The organism is Paenibacillus luteus (assembly GCF_006542765.1).
Taxonomy (GTDB): Bacteria; Bacillota; Bacilli; order Paenibacillales; family Paenibacillaceae; genus Pristimantibacillus; species Pristimantibacillus luteus.
The window spans coordinates 202,389-220,900 of the sequence record NZ_SKCD01000077.1; the positions used below are offsets into that span (position 1 = coordinate 202,389).

18 protein-coding genes are annotated in these 18,512 nt (G+C 49.0%); 7 read left to right on the top strand and 11 right to left on the bottom strand.

The window, feature by feature from the left end:
• The first annotated feature begins 116 nt into the window (after positions 1 to 116).
• Positions 117 to 1,337 (top strand): MFS transporter, encoded by a 1,221-nt coding sequence (locus E0496_RS32985; protein ID WP_141506162.1) that lies wholly within the window; start codon positions 117 to 119, stop codon positions 1,335 to 1,337.
• A gap of 585 nt (positions 1,338 to 1,922) precedes the next feature.
• Here the strand turns inward: E0496_RS32985 and E0496_RS32990 are convergent.
• Complete coding sequence (locus tag E0496_RS32990) at positions 1,923 to 2,555, bottom strand: O-methyltransferase (protein ID WP_141506163.1); 633 nt, start codon at positions 2,553 to 2,555, stop codon at positions 1,923 to 1,925.
• Between the two features lie 145 nt (positions 2,556 to 2,700).
• On the opposite strand from E0496_RS32990, the gene E0496_RS32995 reads away from it, so the two are divergent.
• Entirely contained in the window at positions 2,701 to 3,846 is a 1,146-nt protein-coding gene (locus E0496_RS32995) for a THUMP domain-containing class I SAM-dependent RNA methyltransferase (protein ID WP_141506164.1), read from the top strand.
• 24 nt (positions 3,847 to 3,870) lie between these two features.
• On the top strand, positions 3,871 to 5,910 hold the full coding sequence (locus E0496_RS33000) for an LTA synthase family protein (RefSeq protein ID WP_141506165.1): 2,040 nt from the start codon (positions 3,871 to 3,873) through the stop codon (positions 5,908 to 5,910).
• Between the two features lie 59 nt (positions 5,911 to 5,969).
• On the opposite strand, the gene E0496_RS33005 is transcribed toward E0496_RS33000, so the two are convergent.
• The 8 genes from E0496_RS33005 to racE all read right to left on the bottom strand — a co-directional run bounded on the left by E0496_RS33005 (position 5,970) and on the right by racE (position 11,304).
• Positions 5,970 to 7,403, bottom strand: coding sequence for a PDZ domain-containing protein (locus E0496_RS33005; RefSeq protein ID WP_141506166.1), 1,434 nt, complete (start codon positions 7,401 to 7,403; stop codon positions 5,970 to 5,972).
• Between the two features lie 82 nt (positions 7,404 to 7,485).
• Positions 7,486 to 7,785 carry a hypothetical protein gene (locus E0496_RS33010; RefSeq protein ID WP_141506167.1) on the bottom strand — a complete coding sequence of 100 codons (300 nt, stop codon included), beginning with the start codon at positions 7,783 to 7,785 and terminating at the stop codon, positions 7,486 to 7,488.
• A complete protein-coding gene (locus tag E0496_RS33015) occupies positions 7,748 to 8,362 on the bottom strand; it encodes a DUF3990 domain-containing protein (RefSeq protein WP_161601661.1) in 615 nt (204 codons plus the stop codon). Before E0496_RS33015 ends, E0496_RS33010 begins: the two co-directional genes overlap by 38 nt.
• Before the next feature lie 120 nt (positions 8,363 to 8,482).
• Positions 8,483 to 8,710, bottom strand: a complete 228-nt coding sequence (locus tag E0496_RS33020; protein ID WP_139992404.1) for a YuzB family protein — start codon at positions 8,708 to 8,710, stop codon at positions 8,483 to 8,485.
• Positions 8,711 to 8,746: 36 nt separating this feature from the next.
• A complete protein-coding gene (locus E0496_RS33025; protein WP_139992406.1) occupies positions 8,747 to 9,049 on the bottom strand; it encodes an iron-sulfur cluster assembly accessory protein in 303 nt (100 codons plus the stop codon).
• A 45-nt stretch (positions 9,050 to 9,094) separates the two neighbouring features.
• Positions 9,095 to 9,328 carry a hypothetical protein gene (locus E0496_RS33030; RefSeq protein WP_141506234.1) on the bottom strand — a complete coding sequence of 78 codons (234 nt, stop codon included), beginning with the start codon at positions 9,326 to 9,328 and terminating at the stop codon, positions 9,095 to 9,097.
• 90 nt (positions 9,329 to 9,418) lie between these two features.
• Positions 9,419 to 10,306: a M14 family metallopeptidase gene (locus tag E0496_RS33035; protein ID WP_241675073.1), complete on the bottom strand. Its 888-nt coding sequence runs from the start codon at positions 10,304 to 10,306 to the stop codon at positions 9,419 to 9,421.
• A gap of 188 nt (positions 10,307 to 10,494) precedes the next feature.
• Complete coding sequence (racE, locus tag E0496_RS33040; protein WP_141506235.1) at positions 10,495 to 11,304, bottom strand: glutamate racemase; 810 nt, start codon at positions 11,302 to 11,304, stop codon at positions 10,495 to 10,497.
• 285 nt (positions 11,305 to 11,589) lie between these two features.
• On the opposite strand from racE, the gene E0496_RS33045 reads away from it, so the two are divergent.
• The 4 genes from E0496_RS33045 to E0496_RS33060 all read left to right on the top strand — a co-directional run bounded on the left by E0496_RS33045 (position 11,590) and on the right by E0496_RS33060 (position 17,456).
• Positions 11,590 to 13,230, top strand: coding sequence for an MDR family MFS transporter (locus E0496_RS33045; protein ID WP_141506170.1), 1,641 nt, complete (start codon positions 11,590 to 11,592; stop codon positions 13,228 to 13,230).
• A 211-nt stretch (positions 13,231 to 13,441) separates the two neighbouring features.
• Complete coding sequence (locus E0496_RS33050; protein ID WP_141506171.1) at positions 13,442 to 14,248, top strand: SDR family oxidoreductase; 807 nt, start codon at positions 13,442 to 13,444, stop codon at positions 14,246 to 14,248.
• A 46-nt stretch (positions 14,249 to 14,294) separates the two neighbouring features.
• Entirely contained in the window at positions 14,295 to 16,040 is a 1,746-nt protein-coding gene (locus E0496_RS33055; RefSeq protein WP_141506172.1) for an alpha-glycosidase, read from the top strand.
• Positions 16,041 to 16,238: 198 nt separating this feature from the next.
• Positions 16,239 to 17,456, top strand: coding sequence for a sugar phosphate nucleotidyltransferase (locus E0496_RS33060; protein ID WP_241675074.1), 1,218 nt, complete (start codon positions 16,239 to 16,241; stop codon positions 17,454 to 17,456).
• Positions 17,457 to 17,538: 82 nt separating this feature from the next.
• Here the strand turns inward: E0496_RS33060 and E0496_RS33065 are convergent, their stop codons facing one another.
• Positions 17,539 to 17,967 carry a YtxH domain-containing protein gene (locus E0496_RS33065; RefSeq protein WP_141506173.1) on the bottom strand — a complete coding sequence of 143 codons (429 nt, stop codon included), beginning with the start codon at positions 17,965 to 17,967 and terminating at the stop codon, positions 17,539 to 17,541.
• 50 nt (positions 17,968 to 18,017) lie between these two features.
• Positions 18,018 to 18,494, bottom strand: a complete 477-nt coding sequence (locus tag E0496_RS33070; protein WP_141506174.1) for a DUF948 domain-containing protein — start codon at positions 18,492 to 18,494, stop codon at positions 18,018 to 18,020.
• Positions 18,495 to 18,512 lie beyond the last annotated feature (18 nt).

Consider the following 18,512-nt stretch of genomic DNA (forward strand, 5'->3'; position numbering starts at 1 on the left):
TTCCCAATTAAAAGGTTCTTCATTCATGGAATCCAATTCTGATTAGCATTGCTTCTGCTATTTGGGTTAATTTCGGCTTGAAGAAATGACTCAGCAACCTGTGCTATACTTTGGGAATGGAACAATGGAAAAAAAATCTGGTCGTGTTGTGGTTCGGACAGTTTCTCGTTATGGCTGGAATGACGATGATCATTCCGTTCCTGTCCCTCTATCTGCAATTTGATCTAGGCTTATCCGATAAGCATGAAATCGGGATATGGGCTGGCATTATTTTTGCCGGCAACTTCGTAACCTCCTTTATATTTCAACCGATATGGGGCAAAATGGCTGACCGATACGGTCGCAAAATGATGCTGCTGCGCTCAGGCTTTGGCATGTCCATCGTTATGGTCCTCATGGGCTTTGCCACAAACCCTTGGCATTTGCTGCTGCTGCGCATGGTAAATGGTACGATTTCCGGATTTAATCCGGCCTCCATCGCACTTATCTCAGCAACGACGCCCAAACATAAAATGGGCTTTGCCATGGGAACTATTCAATCCGGCGGCATTGCCGGCACGATTCTCGGACCATTTATAGGCGGCTTATTAGCAGACAGCATTGGCTTTCGCCCTATTTTCTATTTGACAGGAGCTTTGCTGTTCGCCGCTTCGCTGCTTGCTTTATTCGTAGTCAAAGAGCCCTTTGACCGAATGAAAGCTGCGCAGCGCGTACAAGCCTCCGTCATTGAAGGATTTCGCAAGCTAAGCGGGATTCCGCAGCTAACCGCGCTGTTTGCCGTCACCTTCCTCATCCAATTTGCGATGATGAGCCCGATGACGCTTATCCCGCTTTATGTGCAGGAGCTTCATGGAACCACCGCTAACCTTGCCTTTTTTGCCGGCTTCGTCGGTTCGGTTACCGGCCTCTCCAATCTCGTCGCCTCGCCTCTGTTAGGAAAGTTAAGCGATAAGGTGGGGGCAGAACGCGTGCTTGGCGTGGCACTTGTTGGAGCCTCGCTTGCTTTTATTCCGCAGGCGCTAGCGGGAACCGTCTGGCAATTGCTGATTGCGCGCTTTGTATTGGGCATTTTTCTGGGGGGTCTTATTCCAGCCGTAAACTCCCTTATTCGAAAATACACGCCGGACGGTATGGAAAGCCGCTCCTACAGCTTCAATACCAGTACAATGAGCCTCGGCAATATGATCGGCCCAATTACGGGCGGCGCCTTGTCAGGCTGGATCGGCATTCAAGGGCTGTTCCTGCTCTCGGCAGTCATGCTGATGATCAATGCGGCATGGGTTTACCAATCCCTGCTGCGCAAACGGCCGCTTTTGCATCAAGGCAAAGATAACTGACTTGTTCTTACAGGCATAGAAAAGGGCATGCGGGAAATCTATATCAGTTCAACTAATGAGTTTAGACTCAATGAGATTCTGAAACATGGATTCCATATGGACGAACAGTCGGTCAATAATAGTCCATAGCCCAGCGGCTCCAAATAGGCTGGACATGGCTTGGTTTTGAAAAAATTGATAAGTTGAAAGAAAGAAATGAAGAATAAACGAAGCGAGAGGATCGTACTGGATAATCGAAGTGTTCATCTTAATAGCCGGATTCTTAGCATTGCATGTCTTAGTCAATCTAAGAACCTGGCTACTACTGCCACCTAACCCAATAGAATGATCTACTGGCACAGCGACCAAAACGAGAAACTTTAGTTGAAGTTATATACTTTCCCCGCACGCCCTTCTTCTAAATGTACTTCCAACTGGAAATTCAAGATAAAGTCTCATGATGACATTTGTCGTTTTTTGACACATCGTGCAAAGCTAACTGGACCATATTTCGTCTTTCACCCTCATCCGCGTTCCATAACAAAAAAGCGCCCTCTTCCTCCCGACAATGGTCGTGGGAAAGAGGGCGCTGCTTGGAAACTGTCATTATTTAACGATTGCAATGGCTAATCCATCATAACCAGGCAGTACTGTACTTTGCAGACGAGCATCGGATGCAATGATTTCATTAAAGGAGCGTACGGCGCGCACGGACGGACCTGTTTTGGCTGGATCAGTTGTTCTGCCGCGCAGCAATATATTATCTCCTACGATAACAGCACCGGGCTCTGCCAAAGCGATTGCATAGTCCAAGTAGATAGGATAACCTTCTTTATCCGCATCGATAAAAAAGAAATCAAACTTCAGCCCTTCCGCTTGAAGCTCCGCCAAGCTTTGCTTCGCATCGCCGACTCTGTACTCTACCTTGTCACCCAGACCAGCTGCTTCCATATGTGTTTTGGCAACGTCGGCATATTTTTGCAGAAGCTCCAGTGAGACTAACTTGCCGCCCTCCGGCAAGCCGCGCGCCAAGCAAATGCCACTGTACCCGCCAAGAGCGCCGATCTCTACAATATTGCGCGCTTTCGTTAGCGAGACCAGCATTGTGAGCAGCCTTCCATAGCCATCCGCTACCGAAATGTCCGGCATCCCGTTTGCAGCTATTCCTGCTTTTGTGCGTTCTAGATCTGCGTCTGCCCCGTAAAGGGAATCCACATATTCCTCATTCGTCAACGTCATTCTATCTCTCTCCAATTTTACAATTTGTAAAAACAAGCTAGTTTGTCCTATACTTGATTGTATGTTTTTGTTCTCGGGGTTACAAGCTTAGGCTTATGACGCGACGATCCTTGATCGCTAAGAATTAATGAAAAGAGAGTGTATAATGGAAAAGTTACAGCTAATCGCAACCGCACCGATGGGACTTGAAGCGGTTGTCGCACGCGAGCTGAAGGATTTGGGCTACAATGACCTGCAAGTAGAAAACGGACGGGTTAATTTCACGGGCGGACCGCTCGATATTTGCCGCACCAACCTTTGGCTGCGCACTGCAGGGCGAGTCCTCATCAAAATGGGAGAGTTCCCGGCAGCAACCTTCGAAGATCTTTTTGAAGGCACCAAAGCGCTGGACTGGCCTACTTGGATTCCGAATGACGGGGAATTCCCCGTGAATGGACGCTCACAAAAATCTCAGCTGACCAGCGTACCGGCATGCCAAAGCATTGTCAAAAAAGCGGTTGTTGACAAAATGACCGAGCGTTACGGCACGGAGTGGTTTCCGGAAGACGGTGGACGCTACGTTATTGAAGTAACGCTTATGAATGACCGCGCGATGCTGACGCTGGATACTACTGGCGACGGCTTGCACAAACGCGGCTACCGCAAAGTCGCGACGGAAGCGCCTATTCGGGAGACGCTTGCTGCCGCACTCGTCCAGCTTAGCCGCTGGCGCCCTGAACGGCCGCTCTATGATCCTTTTTGCGGGTCGGGCACCATTCTTATTGAAGCTGCCATGATTGGCTGGAACATTGCCCCAGGGCTTCGCCGAAGCTTCAACAGCGAGGGCTGGCCGCTTATTCCCAACGAGCTTTGGGATGAGGCGCGTGATGAAGCATTCGACCTTGTAAAGGACGATATTCCGCTTCAAATCGCTGGCTCAGACATTGATCCTGGCGCTATTGAAATTGCGGAAGCCGCTATCAAGAAGGCGGGCTTCGGCAAAGAAATTAAGTTATCCGTACAGCCTGTCGCAAAGGTTAAGCTGCAAGGCGATTACGGCGTTATCATTACAAACCCACCTTACGGCGAACGGCTAGGCGATGATGTGCAAGCGGAAGCGGCCTTGCGTCAATTCGGTCTCACTGCGCTGCACTATCCGACATGGTCCTATTTCTCGATTAGTCCATCAACGACGATAGAGCATTATTTCGGACGAAATGCCGACAAGAAGCGGAAGCTGTTCAATGGCCGGATCGAATGTAATTACTTGCAGTTTTTCGGTCCGCTTCCTCCGCGCGGGAACAGGCCGTAACGGAATAGGAAGGATATTTTATTTATGCAATTTAATAGACAAACGCCAGTACGTCGGTTTCTAAGCTTGCTACTGGTTGGATTTGAGCGGCTTAAGGCTGTGGATCTGGCGCTGTTTGTTGGCGCGATGTTCTTTAAGCTTTATTTGTTTAACGCTTTTCTAAATGTCGCAAATATGAAAATGACGTCTAAAGACGCTTGGATTGAAGTGGGAGCAGTGCTGCTGTTCAGCTTCTGGACCATATGGCTCCCTGCCCGTGGACGAATGGTTTCTCTTATCCTTTTAAATATGATCGCGACCTTCGTGCTTTATGCCGATCTGATTTATTATCGCTATTTCCAAGATTTGATCTCCGTGCCCGTGCTGCTCCAGCTCGGACAGGTAGACTCACTCGGAGAAAGCATCGGAACGCTGCTGCATGTGAAGGACTTTATTTTGTTTCTGGACTGGCTCATCATGATCCCCTTTGCTGTCTATGTCATTTGGCGGGGACGCGCAGATCTGCGCCATGCCAATAAATATCGCTCGACTGCGCCGCTTTGGCGAAAAGCATTGATCCGTATTTCGTTAAGCGCTGCTGTTTTTTTCATCGGCACGTCGCTAGTGTTTACGAATGTCAATGAGGCAAAGCGGACATGGGGGCAAGGGATTTTTGATGGAAATTGGTGGAATCTCTCTATCTATAATGTCACGGGAGGGCTTGGCTTTCACGGCTATGATGTCTATCGTTATGTGAAGCAGCACTGGCTTGATGCGGAAACCGTTACTGCAGAACAATTATCGGAGGCTCAGCAGTGGATCGAAGCTCGCGGCGAGCTTAGGAGCACTTTGGAGCAAGATTCGCTGTTCGGCGCCTACAAAGGCAGCAATGTGCTGATGGTGCAGTTGGAAGCCTTTCAAAACTTCATGATTCACCGATCGATCGGCGGGCAGGAAATAACGCCGAATCTGAATAACTTGATTGAGAAAAGCGCCTATTTCAGCCAGTTCTATCACCAGACTGCGCAAGGCAGAACCTCGGATGCTGATTTTACAGCCAATTGCTCCATGCAGCCGGTAGCCAACGGCTCCGTATTCATTCAATACTCGCCGAATGAATTTGACTGCATGCCAAGCACCCTTAAAGCTAATGATTATGAGACAACTGTATTCCACTCCTATGAGGGCGGGTTTTGGAATCGGAACACGATGTACCGAAATATGCAATACGACCAATTTTACAGCCTGAAGCATTTTACGCTGGATGAGAAAATCGGCTGGGCACTCGGCGACAAGTCATTTTTCCGACAATCGCTTGATGTCATTTCTGAGCAAAAGCAGCCGTTCTATTCCTTTCTGATTACGCTCTCCAGCCATTACCCATTCACGATGCCCCAGGAGGAGAAGCTGCTTGATGTCGGCGAGCTAGACGGTACGTTAATGGGAGACTACTTGCAATCCATTCACTATGTGGATGCCGCTCTTGGCGAGCTGGTAGAACGCATGAAGGCTGAAGGATTATGGGATAATACGATCCTAGTCATGTATGGGGACCATGATAATTCCATCAAGGACTGGACGCTTTTTGAGACATTTTTGGACAAGCCGCTTAATGACTTGGAACGGCAAATGATCCTGAAACAGGTTCCTTTGCTCGTTCATCTTCCCAAAGATGGACATGCCGGAATCTATGAGCAGGTTGGCGGGCAGATTGATGTCACCCCAACGGTTATGCATCTGCTTGGCTTCTCGACAGGAGACCAGTATTTGCTGGGTACCCCATTGCTCACCGACCAGCCACTTAGCGGCAAAAAAGTGGTGCTGAGAAACGGCGCCTTCACGGATGGCACTGTTTACTACATTCCTTCCTCGGATGGCGTTGCAGCAAATGGTGCATGCTGGAGTATGGTTACGAATGCAGTAAGCGATATGAACGCATGTATGAATGCCATCGATGATGCTCGCAGCGAGCTCAGCCTGTCTGACCAAATCGTCATGAACGATCTGATCAACGACTTCAAGGCGCAATCGACAATAGAAGCAAGTCTCCCGTCTAACCAAGAAACGGCTGAACGGCCCTATTAAAAAAAGGACGGTCCCGCGAGTCACCGACTCGTTTGGGATCGTCCTTTTTCCATTTCACGTCAATGCTGAGCCAGCCATGCCAGCACATCATCTATCGTGTTCACCGGTACGATATTCAACTCCGGCGCTCCGCTGCGAGCAGCCTCCTCTAGTTCCGCAGGCACAAAGAATACATCCGCATCTGTACGACTAATCGCGTATGCCTTCTGCTTGATGCCCCCAATAAGTCCAATGGAGCCATCCGGCTCAATCGTGCCCGTTCCGGCTATCTTAATCCCATGGGTAATGCCACCAGGAGTCAACTGGTCAATGAGCGCCAATGTCAACATAGCACCATGCGAAGGGCCTCCTAGATGCGCCATAAACCGCTTGTAATCGATGTTCTTCGGGATGTCGTAATGCCACTCTGTTTGCACTGAAACCCCGAATACCGGCCTCTCAGGCGCGTCAGCCGACGCTTCGGTCAGCAGATCAACCACTTGTTCGCTTCCCTTTCGCTTCAGGGTTACCGTCACCTTATCGCCTGGCTTAACCTCTGCTACCATATAGGCTGAAAGTTCAGTTATCGAACGAACAGCCTGTCCATTCAATTGTTCAATAATATCGCCAGCCTGCAGCCGTTGATCAGCCGGACTGTCCTTGATCACGGCAACGATTCGAACCCCTTCCGGAGTAATCCCGCTGCCGAAACCTGTTTTCTTCATCGCGATCGCAGAAGCTGCGGCATTGGCATCCGTCTTCATGAGTACGACCTGCGCATAGGTCTCTGTCAGAGGGGGCTCATTCTCTGGCGTTTTCTCAAAGCTGTACATCGGCAGCAGCTTCGCAAACAGCCAATCGACTGGCACCGCCGGCCTGTCGAATACGAGAACGCCGTTGATCGTACCGCCCTTCTCCCCGCCTTCCACATGGGCATAACGGTTTAGGTTCAGTGTCATGCCCGGGTAAGTGACCAGATAGCCAGTCGGACACAATAGAGCAAGGAGCAGCAGCAGAGTAAGAACGAGAGCGATAGCGCTTCTCTTCGGCAGCCAAATCCATACGCGCCGCTTTGTCTGCATATCTAAAGAAGGTTTGGCTCCTTCTTCTTTCCCATTAGCTGTTATGCGGTATCGCATTTCGCTAATCAACATATCGACAAAAACAAGCATCGCTGCAGCTCCAATGAGAACAAGCAGCAGAAACAGCATCTCTGGCGCAAACAACACATACCCTGCTGCCGCGAAGCCAAGCCCTGCAATAAAGACGCGCAGAAGCTGCAAGAGTATGCCAAAGCCTCTCCAAAGCCCATCCCTGAATATACCAAGAAGTGCGCCTATTACCCATGCAAGCGGCACAAGCGCCACTATATTAAACAGCCAATCAATCATTTCAATCCATTGCATACCGCCGGATGTCCGAATTGGCGCAGGCACCCATATCAGCTCTGCCGCTACCAAGCAAGCTAATGCCAAACCGATTCCGAATAAATAATAACGTGCGGGCTTCAGCATTTATGTTTCCTCCTAAGCTCTCTATCCAGCATGTGCTTCAGCCCATCATAAACAAAAGACCCGACGATCCCAATCGCGGGTCCTACTTGGTTTGCAAATATTGGCGTTCCTCCGAATCAATCCCTCTGTCTCGTAGCTCGCCTTTCTCTATGGCTTGAATATGCTCCAGCCACTGCGCGGGAGAATGCTGCACACGGCGCGCATGATCGAGAAGCTGGGCATATTGCCCGCAGTTATCATACCCTCCGAGCTTGCGTACCACCTCAATGTAGTCTACGACAAGCGTTCTCGCGTCCGGTTGGGAATAACCGTATTCCGCTGTCAACGCTTCAACGATGCCTCGTTCATACAAGCTTAACCTGACCTGCGTCTTCGCTTTCATGGTACATCCACCTGCTTCCCGTATAAATATGGTAGCCGACCAGCCTCAAATGCGACTCCCACTGCTCGGTGCAAAATACAACCTGGTTGCCGAGCCGCAGCGAATCAAGCTTCCTGCCTTTGCGCGACAGTGTAATCTGTTCGTAAAACCAATGTTCATCTTTATTTAATTGTACTGCTTTATGTACGATTTTTCCAGTGTCATTGTCCGCCATCGGTCCGATAATGATGTCGGGATGGCTCTCGCAGGGATCGCTGCCTTTTACCGTTGCCTTGCGGTGCTCATAGATAAAGGACGCCCATGCCGGCGAATCGGATAGAAACAGCAAAGGATCCACTCGATGAGGAACTGACGACAGTTCAACTACGAGTACGCAGGGACGGCCGCCATTCCAAGATTCTTTCGCCGCTTTATGTGCCCATTTCCGGGCTTGATCCGCTGATATCGTCGTATAGAAGCCTTCTCCAAAATCTTTCCCTGCCCGCCAATAAGGCGAGTTTAGCAGCTTCTGGCCAAATGATTGTACCGTATCGCTTGTCGTACCATGATAAAGCAACTGCGGCGTCGTTATATCCACTCTATTGCTCCTTTCGTTAATCCCTCAGCCCATCGCCCCATTCCAAGACAGCACGTACGGGCGTTTAGGTATACAAAGACCCTACGAGTCAAGCTTTCGTAGGGTCATGGTGTGCAGGTTTTATTTTTTTTTGATGTAAGGAAGAATCTTCTGAATCGCTTCATCCTCGTTATCTGCCTTTACGTAGCGGCCATTAATAAAAATAAATGCGTAGCGGGCACAAGGCCCGCAATAAGACTTGCAGCCGACGCGGATCTCCGTGTCAGGCACTAATTTCTCCAGCTTGGGCACAATCGATTTCATCTTCATGTGCTTGCATTTGTCGCATACCCGAATATCATTAGCCATCGTTCATCTTCCTATTCAACCCATTACAAATGAATCCTAGTGATCCCCGTGGTTGCCCTTGGTTGGATTGGTAATGGCAAAGCCTTCTTCAGGCACATAGAAATAATCGATGCGAACACCATCAAGATATGGATTATCCTTCTCCAAAATAATATCGATGCCTTTGTCTGTGGTAACCACAACGTCCTTATCCGTTGGCTCATCGATTCCCATGCCGTAATGGGCATGATCGCCATGTGCATGTGTCACAATGACACGCAGTAATTTGCCTTCGTTCTCAGGCTTGGCCAGCTCTGCAAGTATAACTTTTGCTGCATTTTTTGAAATTTTGCAATTCATCGTTCATCCAGCTCCTCTTATCGTAATGCCTTTCGGCAATAATCATTATTTTATATTATACTTGGTCTCCATTCTACGGGCAAACCATTCTGCAAGCAGCATCGTTACCGCTATATCATCAACCGGCATAAATGGCATCACGTCAGGCAGAACCCAATAGAGCAGCACGGGCACAGAAAAAATCAGCTTGTCCAGCAGCGATACGTCCTTAGAGCGCAGCAGTTGAAAAATCCGGACAAACGTCTGCTGCCAGTGGCGCAGCGACAACAGTTTACGCATCATAAACCCCACCTTTGCCGACCTTTTCCGACTATTATAGCATAAACGCAGCAGGTTTACCTACTGCGTGCATACGGCCTTATGCTGCCGCTATAGACGAAGGGCTTCCAACAGCAGCGGCTGCAGTTCTACATAAATTTGATCAAACTGGCTCATCGGCAGAGGATTCTCCCCATAACCCGCTTCCACTGTAAAACCGGGCCTCCGGAACTGCTGAATAAACCAATCCTTATAACCGGCGTCGCTGCCCGACAGCTTGACAGGCTCATAACCGCTTGCCCTCCCTAGTCTTTTGGCTAGCTGCTCCGCCTCTGCCGGCTCATAATCGCGATAGTTCCAATAAATCTCCCTACCCTGCGTATGAAGTGCAATCACCGCATCGAAGCCGATCATCTCCGTAAAACGCGCCATCGCAAAGGCTTCAGGCTCACTGAGCGGATATGGCCCTGGGAAATCACGAGGTCCCGGCCCTTCTATGCCTCTACGCTTGCACTCCTCTTCCCAATAAGCGGGAAACTGGTCATTCAGGTCCACACCCCTGATATTCGCTTTCCAGCCACTAAACTGCTCCAAGCCGCCATTCCACTGAAGCAGCTGTTGATGGTAAGTATGGCGATCCGGATCGATCCCCTCCTGTACAAGCTCCACGCCATCTGGGTTGACCATAGGAACAGCCCATAAGGTCACATTCCTGCACAGATCCTCTACACGCTGCCCGCCGATCGGCTCATTGTTACAGTATGCTGCGGACAAATCTGCAATAAAGCGCATAAGCAGTGCTGAGGTGATCCATTCATTGGCATGGAAGGAGCCATTGATATGAATTCGCCGCGGACCGCTGCCGCACCGAACCGCAAATAAAGGCTTGCCCATCACACTCTCCCCGATGACATGAGCGGACACAAATCGATACTTGCCTGCAAGCTGTCTCACGCCTTCCATTAAATCAAGATGGCTATAGTTCTGAATGGAGTACATCATAACCGCCTCCTGTCACTGATTGTGGTCCTATCAGGTTATGCGCCGCCTAGTTTGTCCTATGTGGCTCAACATTGAACAAATCAACTCGGGCAAAGGCAGTCGAACAAAAAAATGAAAACTCACATGCAACCCGTTGGCTGCAAAAAAAGCCAGATCCACTTACGGACCTGGCTTCATTGCCCTTATTAGCAAATCGTCGGAATTTGCCAAACCACAGGTGAAAACTGGATCTGTCGGCCTAACCACTGCTTTGTAATTGATCTGAACAGTTGATGGTCACCACTGCAATAGAACTGATGCATGGGCAGATGCTGTCCGCTTGCAAGATTGTTTTTCCCTTGCAGGATCATACGGATCTCACGTGCGGTCTCATCAGCTGAACTGATGAGAGTGACGCTCTGCCCCATAACCTCCGATATCGTTTCCGTCAGGAAAGGATAATGCGTACAACCGAGAATCAGCGTGTCGATCGGGAAATGCCGTAAATGTCCGATAGAGCTGCGGACCGTCTCGTACGTTTCCGGAGACCGAAAATTCCCTTTTTCCACAAGTGGAACAAAGCGCGGACAAGCTTCGCTAATTACCTGAATCTGTGGAACGAGCTTTCTCAATGCCTGCTCATAAGCACCGCTCTTGATCGTCCCTTCCGTACCGATCACTCCGACATAGCCAGTGGTGGTCAACCCGATTGCCGCTCTGGCGCCCGGATTAATAACGCCAACGACGGGAATTTCAACTCTTGACCGAATATCCTCAAGACCAGCGGCCGTCGCCGTGTTGCATGCTATAACTATCATTTTGGGATTAAACTGTATTAAATAGTCGACGATTTCTCTCGTAAAGCGAACGACCTCTTCGGAAGAACGCGGCCCATAGGGTGTTCGCCCCGTGTCTCCAAAATAAATGATTTTCTCAAGCGGTAGTTGACGCATCACTTCCTTGGCAACGGTAAGCCCGCCTACGCCTGAATCAAGTATCGCAATCGGTTGCTGCACAAACACACCGCTTTCCTGAACAAAGTAATGAATCCAGACAAAATAGCATATGAATACAGGCACAAAAACGTACCTGCCACTTATCGAAATCATTGGACAAGGCTTCTAGTGTCAAGTCTAATAACAGCAGGTTTTCACTGTTGACAACTGAAATATATATCACTTAATATTTAAGTGCTTTAAATATTAAATACTAAAGGATAAACTAGCGGCCGAACTTTCAAAGGACAATGAATAAGCCGTTAAACGACTGACTAACCACCAAATGACAGGAGAGTAAGACAGATGGAAAACACAAAACAAGCTTCAGCTCCGCTGGCTTCAACAGATAGCGGCAACAAAAGAGGACTGCTTATTATAGGCTTGCTTATCGCAATGCTGTTTGCCGCGCTTGACGGTACGATTGTCGGCACAGCAATGCCTACGATCATTAGAGAAATGGGCGGACTTGAGCTGATGGCTTGGCTGACTACGGCATACATGCTTACTTCAACAACCATTGTGCCGATTGCAGGTAAGCTCGCGGATTTGCTAGGACGAAAACTCGTTTACGTCAGTGGTATTATTATTTTCATTATTGGTTCCGCGCTTTGCGGTGTGGCTGGCAACATCGAACAACTCATTATCTTCCGTGCCATTCAAGGTCTCGGCGGCGGTATTATGATGCCTATGGCCATGATTATTATCGGCGACTTGTTCACAGGCAAGCAGCGCGCCAAATGGCAAGGCGTATTCGCAGCCGTATTCGGCCTCTCTTCCGTGCTTGGACCACAGGTCGGCGGATGGATCGTTGACGCCTGGAACTGGCGCTGGGTATTTTATATCAACCTGCCTGTTGGTATTCTGGCTGCTGTGTTTATTGCGATTTCACTTAGCGGCAAAAAAGCGGAGGGCCGCGTAAAATTCGACTGGGCTGGTATTTTCACCATGGTTGTCGGTGTGGTCAGCCTTCTGCTTGGCTTGTCGCTCGGTGGCAGTGAATTCGATTGGCTGTCATGGCAGATCATTGGCATGTTCGCGCTTGCCGTTATTTCGCTTATCTGGTTCGTGCGCATCGAATCACGGACGGAAGAACCGATTTTACCCGTTAAGCTGTTTAAAGACAGAACCTTTACAATGATTAACGGCATCGGCTTCTTTATGAGCCTTGGCATGTTTGGCGCCATCATGTTCGTACCGCTATTCATGCAATGGATCGTCGGCATTTCCGCATCCGAGTCAGGAACCGTTATGATGCCCATGATGATTTCAATGATGATTTTCAGCGTCATCGGCGGACAGGTCGTTTATAAGATAGGCGTACGATTACAGCTGGCAATCGGCATGATTATTGTTGCTATCGCCTTCTTCCTGCTCACTACGCTCGATGCCTCAACGGCGAAGCTGATCGCTTCATCATTCATGGTTGTGCTCGGAATCGGGATCGGTCTTGTCATGCCGCTCCTTACGCTTGTTCTTCAAGAATCATATCCAAAGTCACAGCTTGGCGTCGTGACTTCTTCCAGCACATTTTTCCGCCAAATTGGCGGCACATTTGGCATGACGCTGCTCGGTGCTGTCATGAATATGCAGTCGAGTACTCATTTGAAAGAAAGGCTTGTGCCGCTTCTCGGACAATTGCCTGAGGAAGCCAAAGTATTCGCCGATCAAACCTCGGCAACGGTAGCCTCGAATCCACAAGCGATTTATTCTACGCTGCTCGATCCGAAGATGCTTACGCAATTTCCGAAAGAGCTCACCGACAAAATGGTGCCTGTCGTAAAATCAACGTTGATCGACTCGCTTCATACCGTCTTCTGGGTAGGGCTTGTGTTCATTTTAATCGGAACTGTACTAACCCTGCTGCTAAGAAACGTGAAGCTTGTGCAGCAAACGAAGGAAGACAAGGATGCTGAAGGAGCAGAACCACAATTGAATCATATGTAACCTCTTCGTGTATACAAAGTCTCATATTTTGAACAAGGGCCGTGAACAGCTGCTAAGAGCAGCCTCACGGTCCTTTTTTCATTTGACAATCGACTATACTGCTTCATCTATCTTCTAAACCACTGTTTAGGCTGCGACAGATCGGGTAAATACCATTTAAACCTAAACAAGCAGAATCATGAGTGCCCAACCAAAGGAGGAAGTTTCAGTTATGAACACTCATCAAACCGCAACAGGTCGTTTACAAGGGAAAATCGCATTAATTACAGGCGCCGGCTCCGGAATCGGAAAAGCTGCCGCTTTGAAATTCGCAAGCGAGGGTGCTGATCTTGTCCTCCTTGATGTCAAAGAAGAGGCGATGGAAGAGGTATGCCGCAAGGTTCAACAGTACAAAGTAGATTGCTTGTCCATAGAAACCGATGTTTCTAGTGAAATACAACTGGCAAGCGCGTATCGACAAATCCGCGATCATTATGGCCGGCTTGATATTGTATATGCTAACGCTGGCATTAATGGCGTACTGGCTCCTATTGAGCTGATGGACTTTGACGACTGGAATACGACGCTGCAGGTCAATTTAAGCGGGACCTTTCTGACTGTGAAGCATGCCGTGCCCCTGCTCAAGGACAAGGGAGGAAGCATCCTGATTACAAGCTCTATCAATGGCAACCGCGTATTTTCCAATATTGGATTCAGTGCTTACAGCAGTACCAAAGCTGGGCAGGTCGCCTTTGCGAAAATGGCTGCGCTTGAGTTGGCTCAGTATCATATTCGCGTTAATGTCATCTGTCCTGGTGCCATCGATACCAATATCGGCGAAAATACGGAGCGGACGCCTGAGCTGGATAGCGTCACCATCCCGGTTGAATACCCGGAGGGAAGCCAGCCGCTTGAAGATGGACCCGGTAGCGCTTCACAAGTAGCCAAGCTGGCATTATTCCTAGCGTCTGAGGATTCAAGCCACATTTCAGGCACAACCGTCTACATCGACGGCGCAGAATCATTGCTGCGCGGGTAATTTCATTTTTTTGATGTCTAATATAACCGTAAAGGAGCGGGAGCTAATGTTCAAAGAATGCTTGCATCACTCACCGGATCTGAAATGGGCCTATGCTTACGATTGCGATACCTTTCATCTCAGACTCCGCACCAAAAGAGACGATGTTGAAGAAGCTGTAGCCGTAACGGGTGACAAGTATGACTGGGAAAGCCACTCCCTCGACGTCCAAATGGAGAAAATAGCGGCAGATCCACTTTTCGATTACTGGGAGGCCGTCATTAAGCCGGAGTTTCATCGTTTTTCTTACGGCTTCCGTGTCCGCAGCGGCGATGAAACACTGTGGCTTGTCGAAAATGGTATTTTTGATGAGCAGCCTGTTCCAGCAGGCGGTTACTTCGAGGTTCCGTTTATTCACGCTATCGATTTGTTCGACGCGCCGCAGTGGGCAAAGGACGCGATCTTCTATCAAATTATGCCTGACCGATTTGCTAACGGAGATCACAGCAATGATCCGGAAGGGATACGACCGTGGGGCGAGACGCCCGGCGGAGAAGACCATTTTGGCGGGGATTTGCAGGGCATTCTTGATAACCTGAAGCATCTGACCGATCTTGGCATCAATGCCATTTATATGACGCCATTGTTTACAGCACCATCCAACCATAAATATGACACCATTGATTATAAGCAAATTGATCCGCAATTCGGCAATACCGAGCTGCTTAAGAAGCTCGTAAAAGTATGCCATGACGCCAATATTCGGGTGGTACTCGATGCTGTGTTCAATCATACAAGCGAGCAGTTCCCTCCTTTTCAGGATGTGCTGAAGAACGGTGAAAACTCCAAATACAAGGATTGGTTCCATCTGAACGGATTTCCTGTCGAAGTGAAGGATGGCGTGGCGAACTATGCTACATTCGGATTTTTCGGAAATATGCCTAAACTCAACACCGCTAATCCCGAGGTCAAGCAATATTTGCTGGATATAGCGGTTTACTGGATCAAAGAAGCCGATATCGATGGCTGGCGCCTTGACGTCGCCAACGAAATCGACCATGCCTTCTGGCGGGATTTCCGCACGGCGGTTAAACAAGCCAAGCCCGACGCCTTTATTATCGGAGAAGCTTGGGGCAACTCGCTCAACTGGTTGAAAGGTGATGAATTTGATTCCTCTATGAATTATCCGGTTACAGATCGCGTTCTCGATTTCTTCTCGAGCTCGGATGGATACGCATCCGATTTTGCAGATCAGATCAATCGCTTACTTATGAGGTACCCACAACAAGCCAATGAAGCATTATTTAATCTGCTGTCCAGCCATGACATTCCGCGTGCCGCTACACGATTGGGAGGACATACTCCACGGCTGAAGCTTTCTGCCGTTTTTATGCTCACTTCCATGGGAATTCCCTGCATCTATTACGGGGATGAGATTGGTATGGACGGGGGAGATGATCCAGATTGCCGGAAATGTATGGAATGGGATGCGGAAAAGCAGGATCGTGAGCTCTTTGACTTCTACCAACTCTTAATCGGGCTTCGCAAGACGCATCCCGCCCTGCGGGATGGCCGTTTCCGTTTCCTCCATGCCGATAACGAGAACAGTACATTGATTTTTGAGCGGCTGAATTGCCGTCAGCACTTTACGATATGGATGAACAACACAGAAGAAACCGTCAGCCTAGCCCACCCCATGCAAGCTGATGACTGGCGCGATGCCCTCACGAACCATGAGATCTCAACCTGCCATGGCGAGCTTCAAATCGAGCTGGCCCCGCTGGATTTTCGAATCCTATATCGGGACATTTAAAGCTTCAAAGACGTATCCCTTGCCACCGCAAGGGATACGTCTTTCTTGCTTGCCTACGCAAATACTCCTCAACTTATCGTTTTACACACCTCAATCAATTTTGAACCATCGGTTTCAAAGCTGTGATAGTAGGTTAAACACTCAGTACAATGTTGTTGGAAATCACAACCAAACTTATCTGGACAGGGGGAAATTAAATTGAAAGGTCATATTGAATGTTTAGCTATGTTGTTAGCAGGTGGGGAAGGACGACGTTTGGCTCCTCTTACGAATCAATTTGCCAAACCGGTCGTTCCATTCGGCGACCGTTATCGAATAATAGATTTCCCACTAAACAACTGTGCAAATTCCAATATTAACACGATTGGCGTGCTGACGCAGTATTGCGCCGATACGGTTCAAAAATATGTAAGGCAATCGAATCACGATTCCCAAACAAAGAATAAGCTTAAAGACGTTTCCTTTCTCCCTTCTTCCCGCAAAGGTTTGGAGGGATATAGCGGAACTGCAGATGCGATTTTTCAAAATGTAGACTATATTGACAAGCATAACCCTGAGCATGTCCTCATACTCTCCGGTGATCATATCTACGAAATGGATTATAAACCTATGCTTGATTTTCATAAAGAGCGGGATGCAGCAATTACGATAGCCGTCAAGCCAGTGCCTTGGCGGGAAGCCAGCCGCTTTGGTATCCTAACTGCGGACAAGCAGTACCATGTTAGCTCCTTCCATGAGAAGCCTGCAGAGCCCCAAAGCAACCTAGCGTCTATGGGCATCTACTTATTCCGATGGAAAGATTTAAAGAACTTTCTGCTTGAGGACGCGGCAAATCCTCACTCCACCCATGATTTTGGCAAGGACATCATTCCCGCGATTCTTTCTTCCCAAGCCCATATGGTCGCCTATCCGTATCAAGGCTACTGGCGTGATGTAGGCACGATTGATAGCCTGTGGGAAGCGAATATGGATTTGCTCGATGGCGAATTTAAGCTTAAAGGCATAAGAACACCAGTAATTTCCAACAGCCAAAACGTTTATCAGACTTCGCTTAGGCCTGGCGTTATCATTTCCGAATCCCTTCTTCATCCAAAATGCTCTATCCAAGCTGAAGTGACCCGCTCAGTCATCTGCGCTGGCGTTACGATCGGACAGGATACTGAAATTTGCGAGAGCATTATCATGCCAGGCGCGAGAATTGGAAAGAACGTAACTATTCACCGGGCTATTATTGGTGAAGGAGCCGTCATTCAAGATGGAGCCTTCATCGGTAAACTCAATGATCAAATTGCTGTTGTCGGCCCTGGAGAAACAATTCAAACACCATCCGTTGCTATTAGCGATTACAATATGGAGCCGCTCTCAAGCTTGCTGCATACGACTGCGGCACGTGCGCACAGCAATGTTCTCAGCTAATTCTATTCTCGCATAAAAGGCAAACGGCTTTGAGCTCACGCTTCATGCCGTTTGCCTTTCGTTTTGCTTACGATTCATTCTGTTAATTGATTGATTGAAGCTCCTTCGACACCGCTGCTTCAGCCTCTCCGGCTTCAACATTGTCAATCGCACTTGTCTCCTCAACTTCGCCTGTTTCCTTTTCCAATATAAAATCGGCAGCCGCTTCCGTTTCTTCTGTGCCTCTGCTGCGCGATCTCACACTGGTTACAACGTTCGTAGCCGCTTGCTTCGTCCGATCAGCAATTTGCACCGCTTGATCGCCAATCTGCCTGGCAATTCGTCCCGTTGTATCGGTGACTTGACCTGCTACTCTCACTGTTGTGTCACTCACCTTCTGCGCCCCTGCCGAAATGTCCTGACGCAGCTCTTTGCCCGGCTTCGGCGCAAGCAGCAGTGCCGTTACCGATCCAACAACACCTCCAGCTATTGCACCGAGCAAAAATCCTTTTGTTTGTTTACGTGTTGACATGTCAATTTCTCCTTTCATGGTTAGCGTGCTCTTCGTCTTGGCGGTTTGATTTAGGTATCCGATTCGAATCCGGGTCTCTGTTCATTTCCTGAGGGCTCTGATGCCTTTCGGTTAGTTTGCCACAGCTGCCACGCCGCCATTCCAAGCTCTGCCCACTCCAGCGCTTCACCGACCTGCCGCTTGGTTTCATGTCGCTTGGCATGCTGTTCTGCTGATTCTGACAATACCGATGTTATACGTTCGGCTGCCGATGTCGTATGGGCAATCGCCCCTCCGACCTGCCCTACCGCTTCAAACAGCTTGCTCGCAGCCTGCAGTTGCCGATGAGCCTCCCGAATCGTTTCCTCTGTTGGTTGGACGAGCCCGCCAATCTCAGCGGACAGCTTATGCAAATCCGACTGCATGGCTTCAGCCATCGCCTGCACCTGCCCCAGCTTTCTTAAAGCGGCTCGTAGTATGAAGAGTATGCCCCCCACCAGAATGACAAATGCACCCGCAGCAATTGCCGCGCTCCAAGTCATGACCATACCCGTATCCCTCCTCCT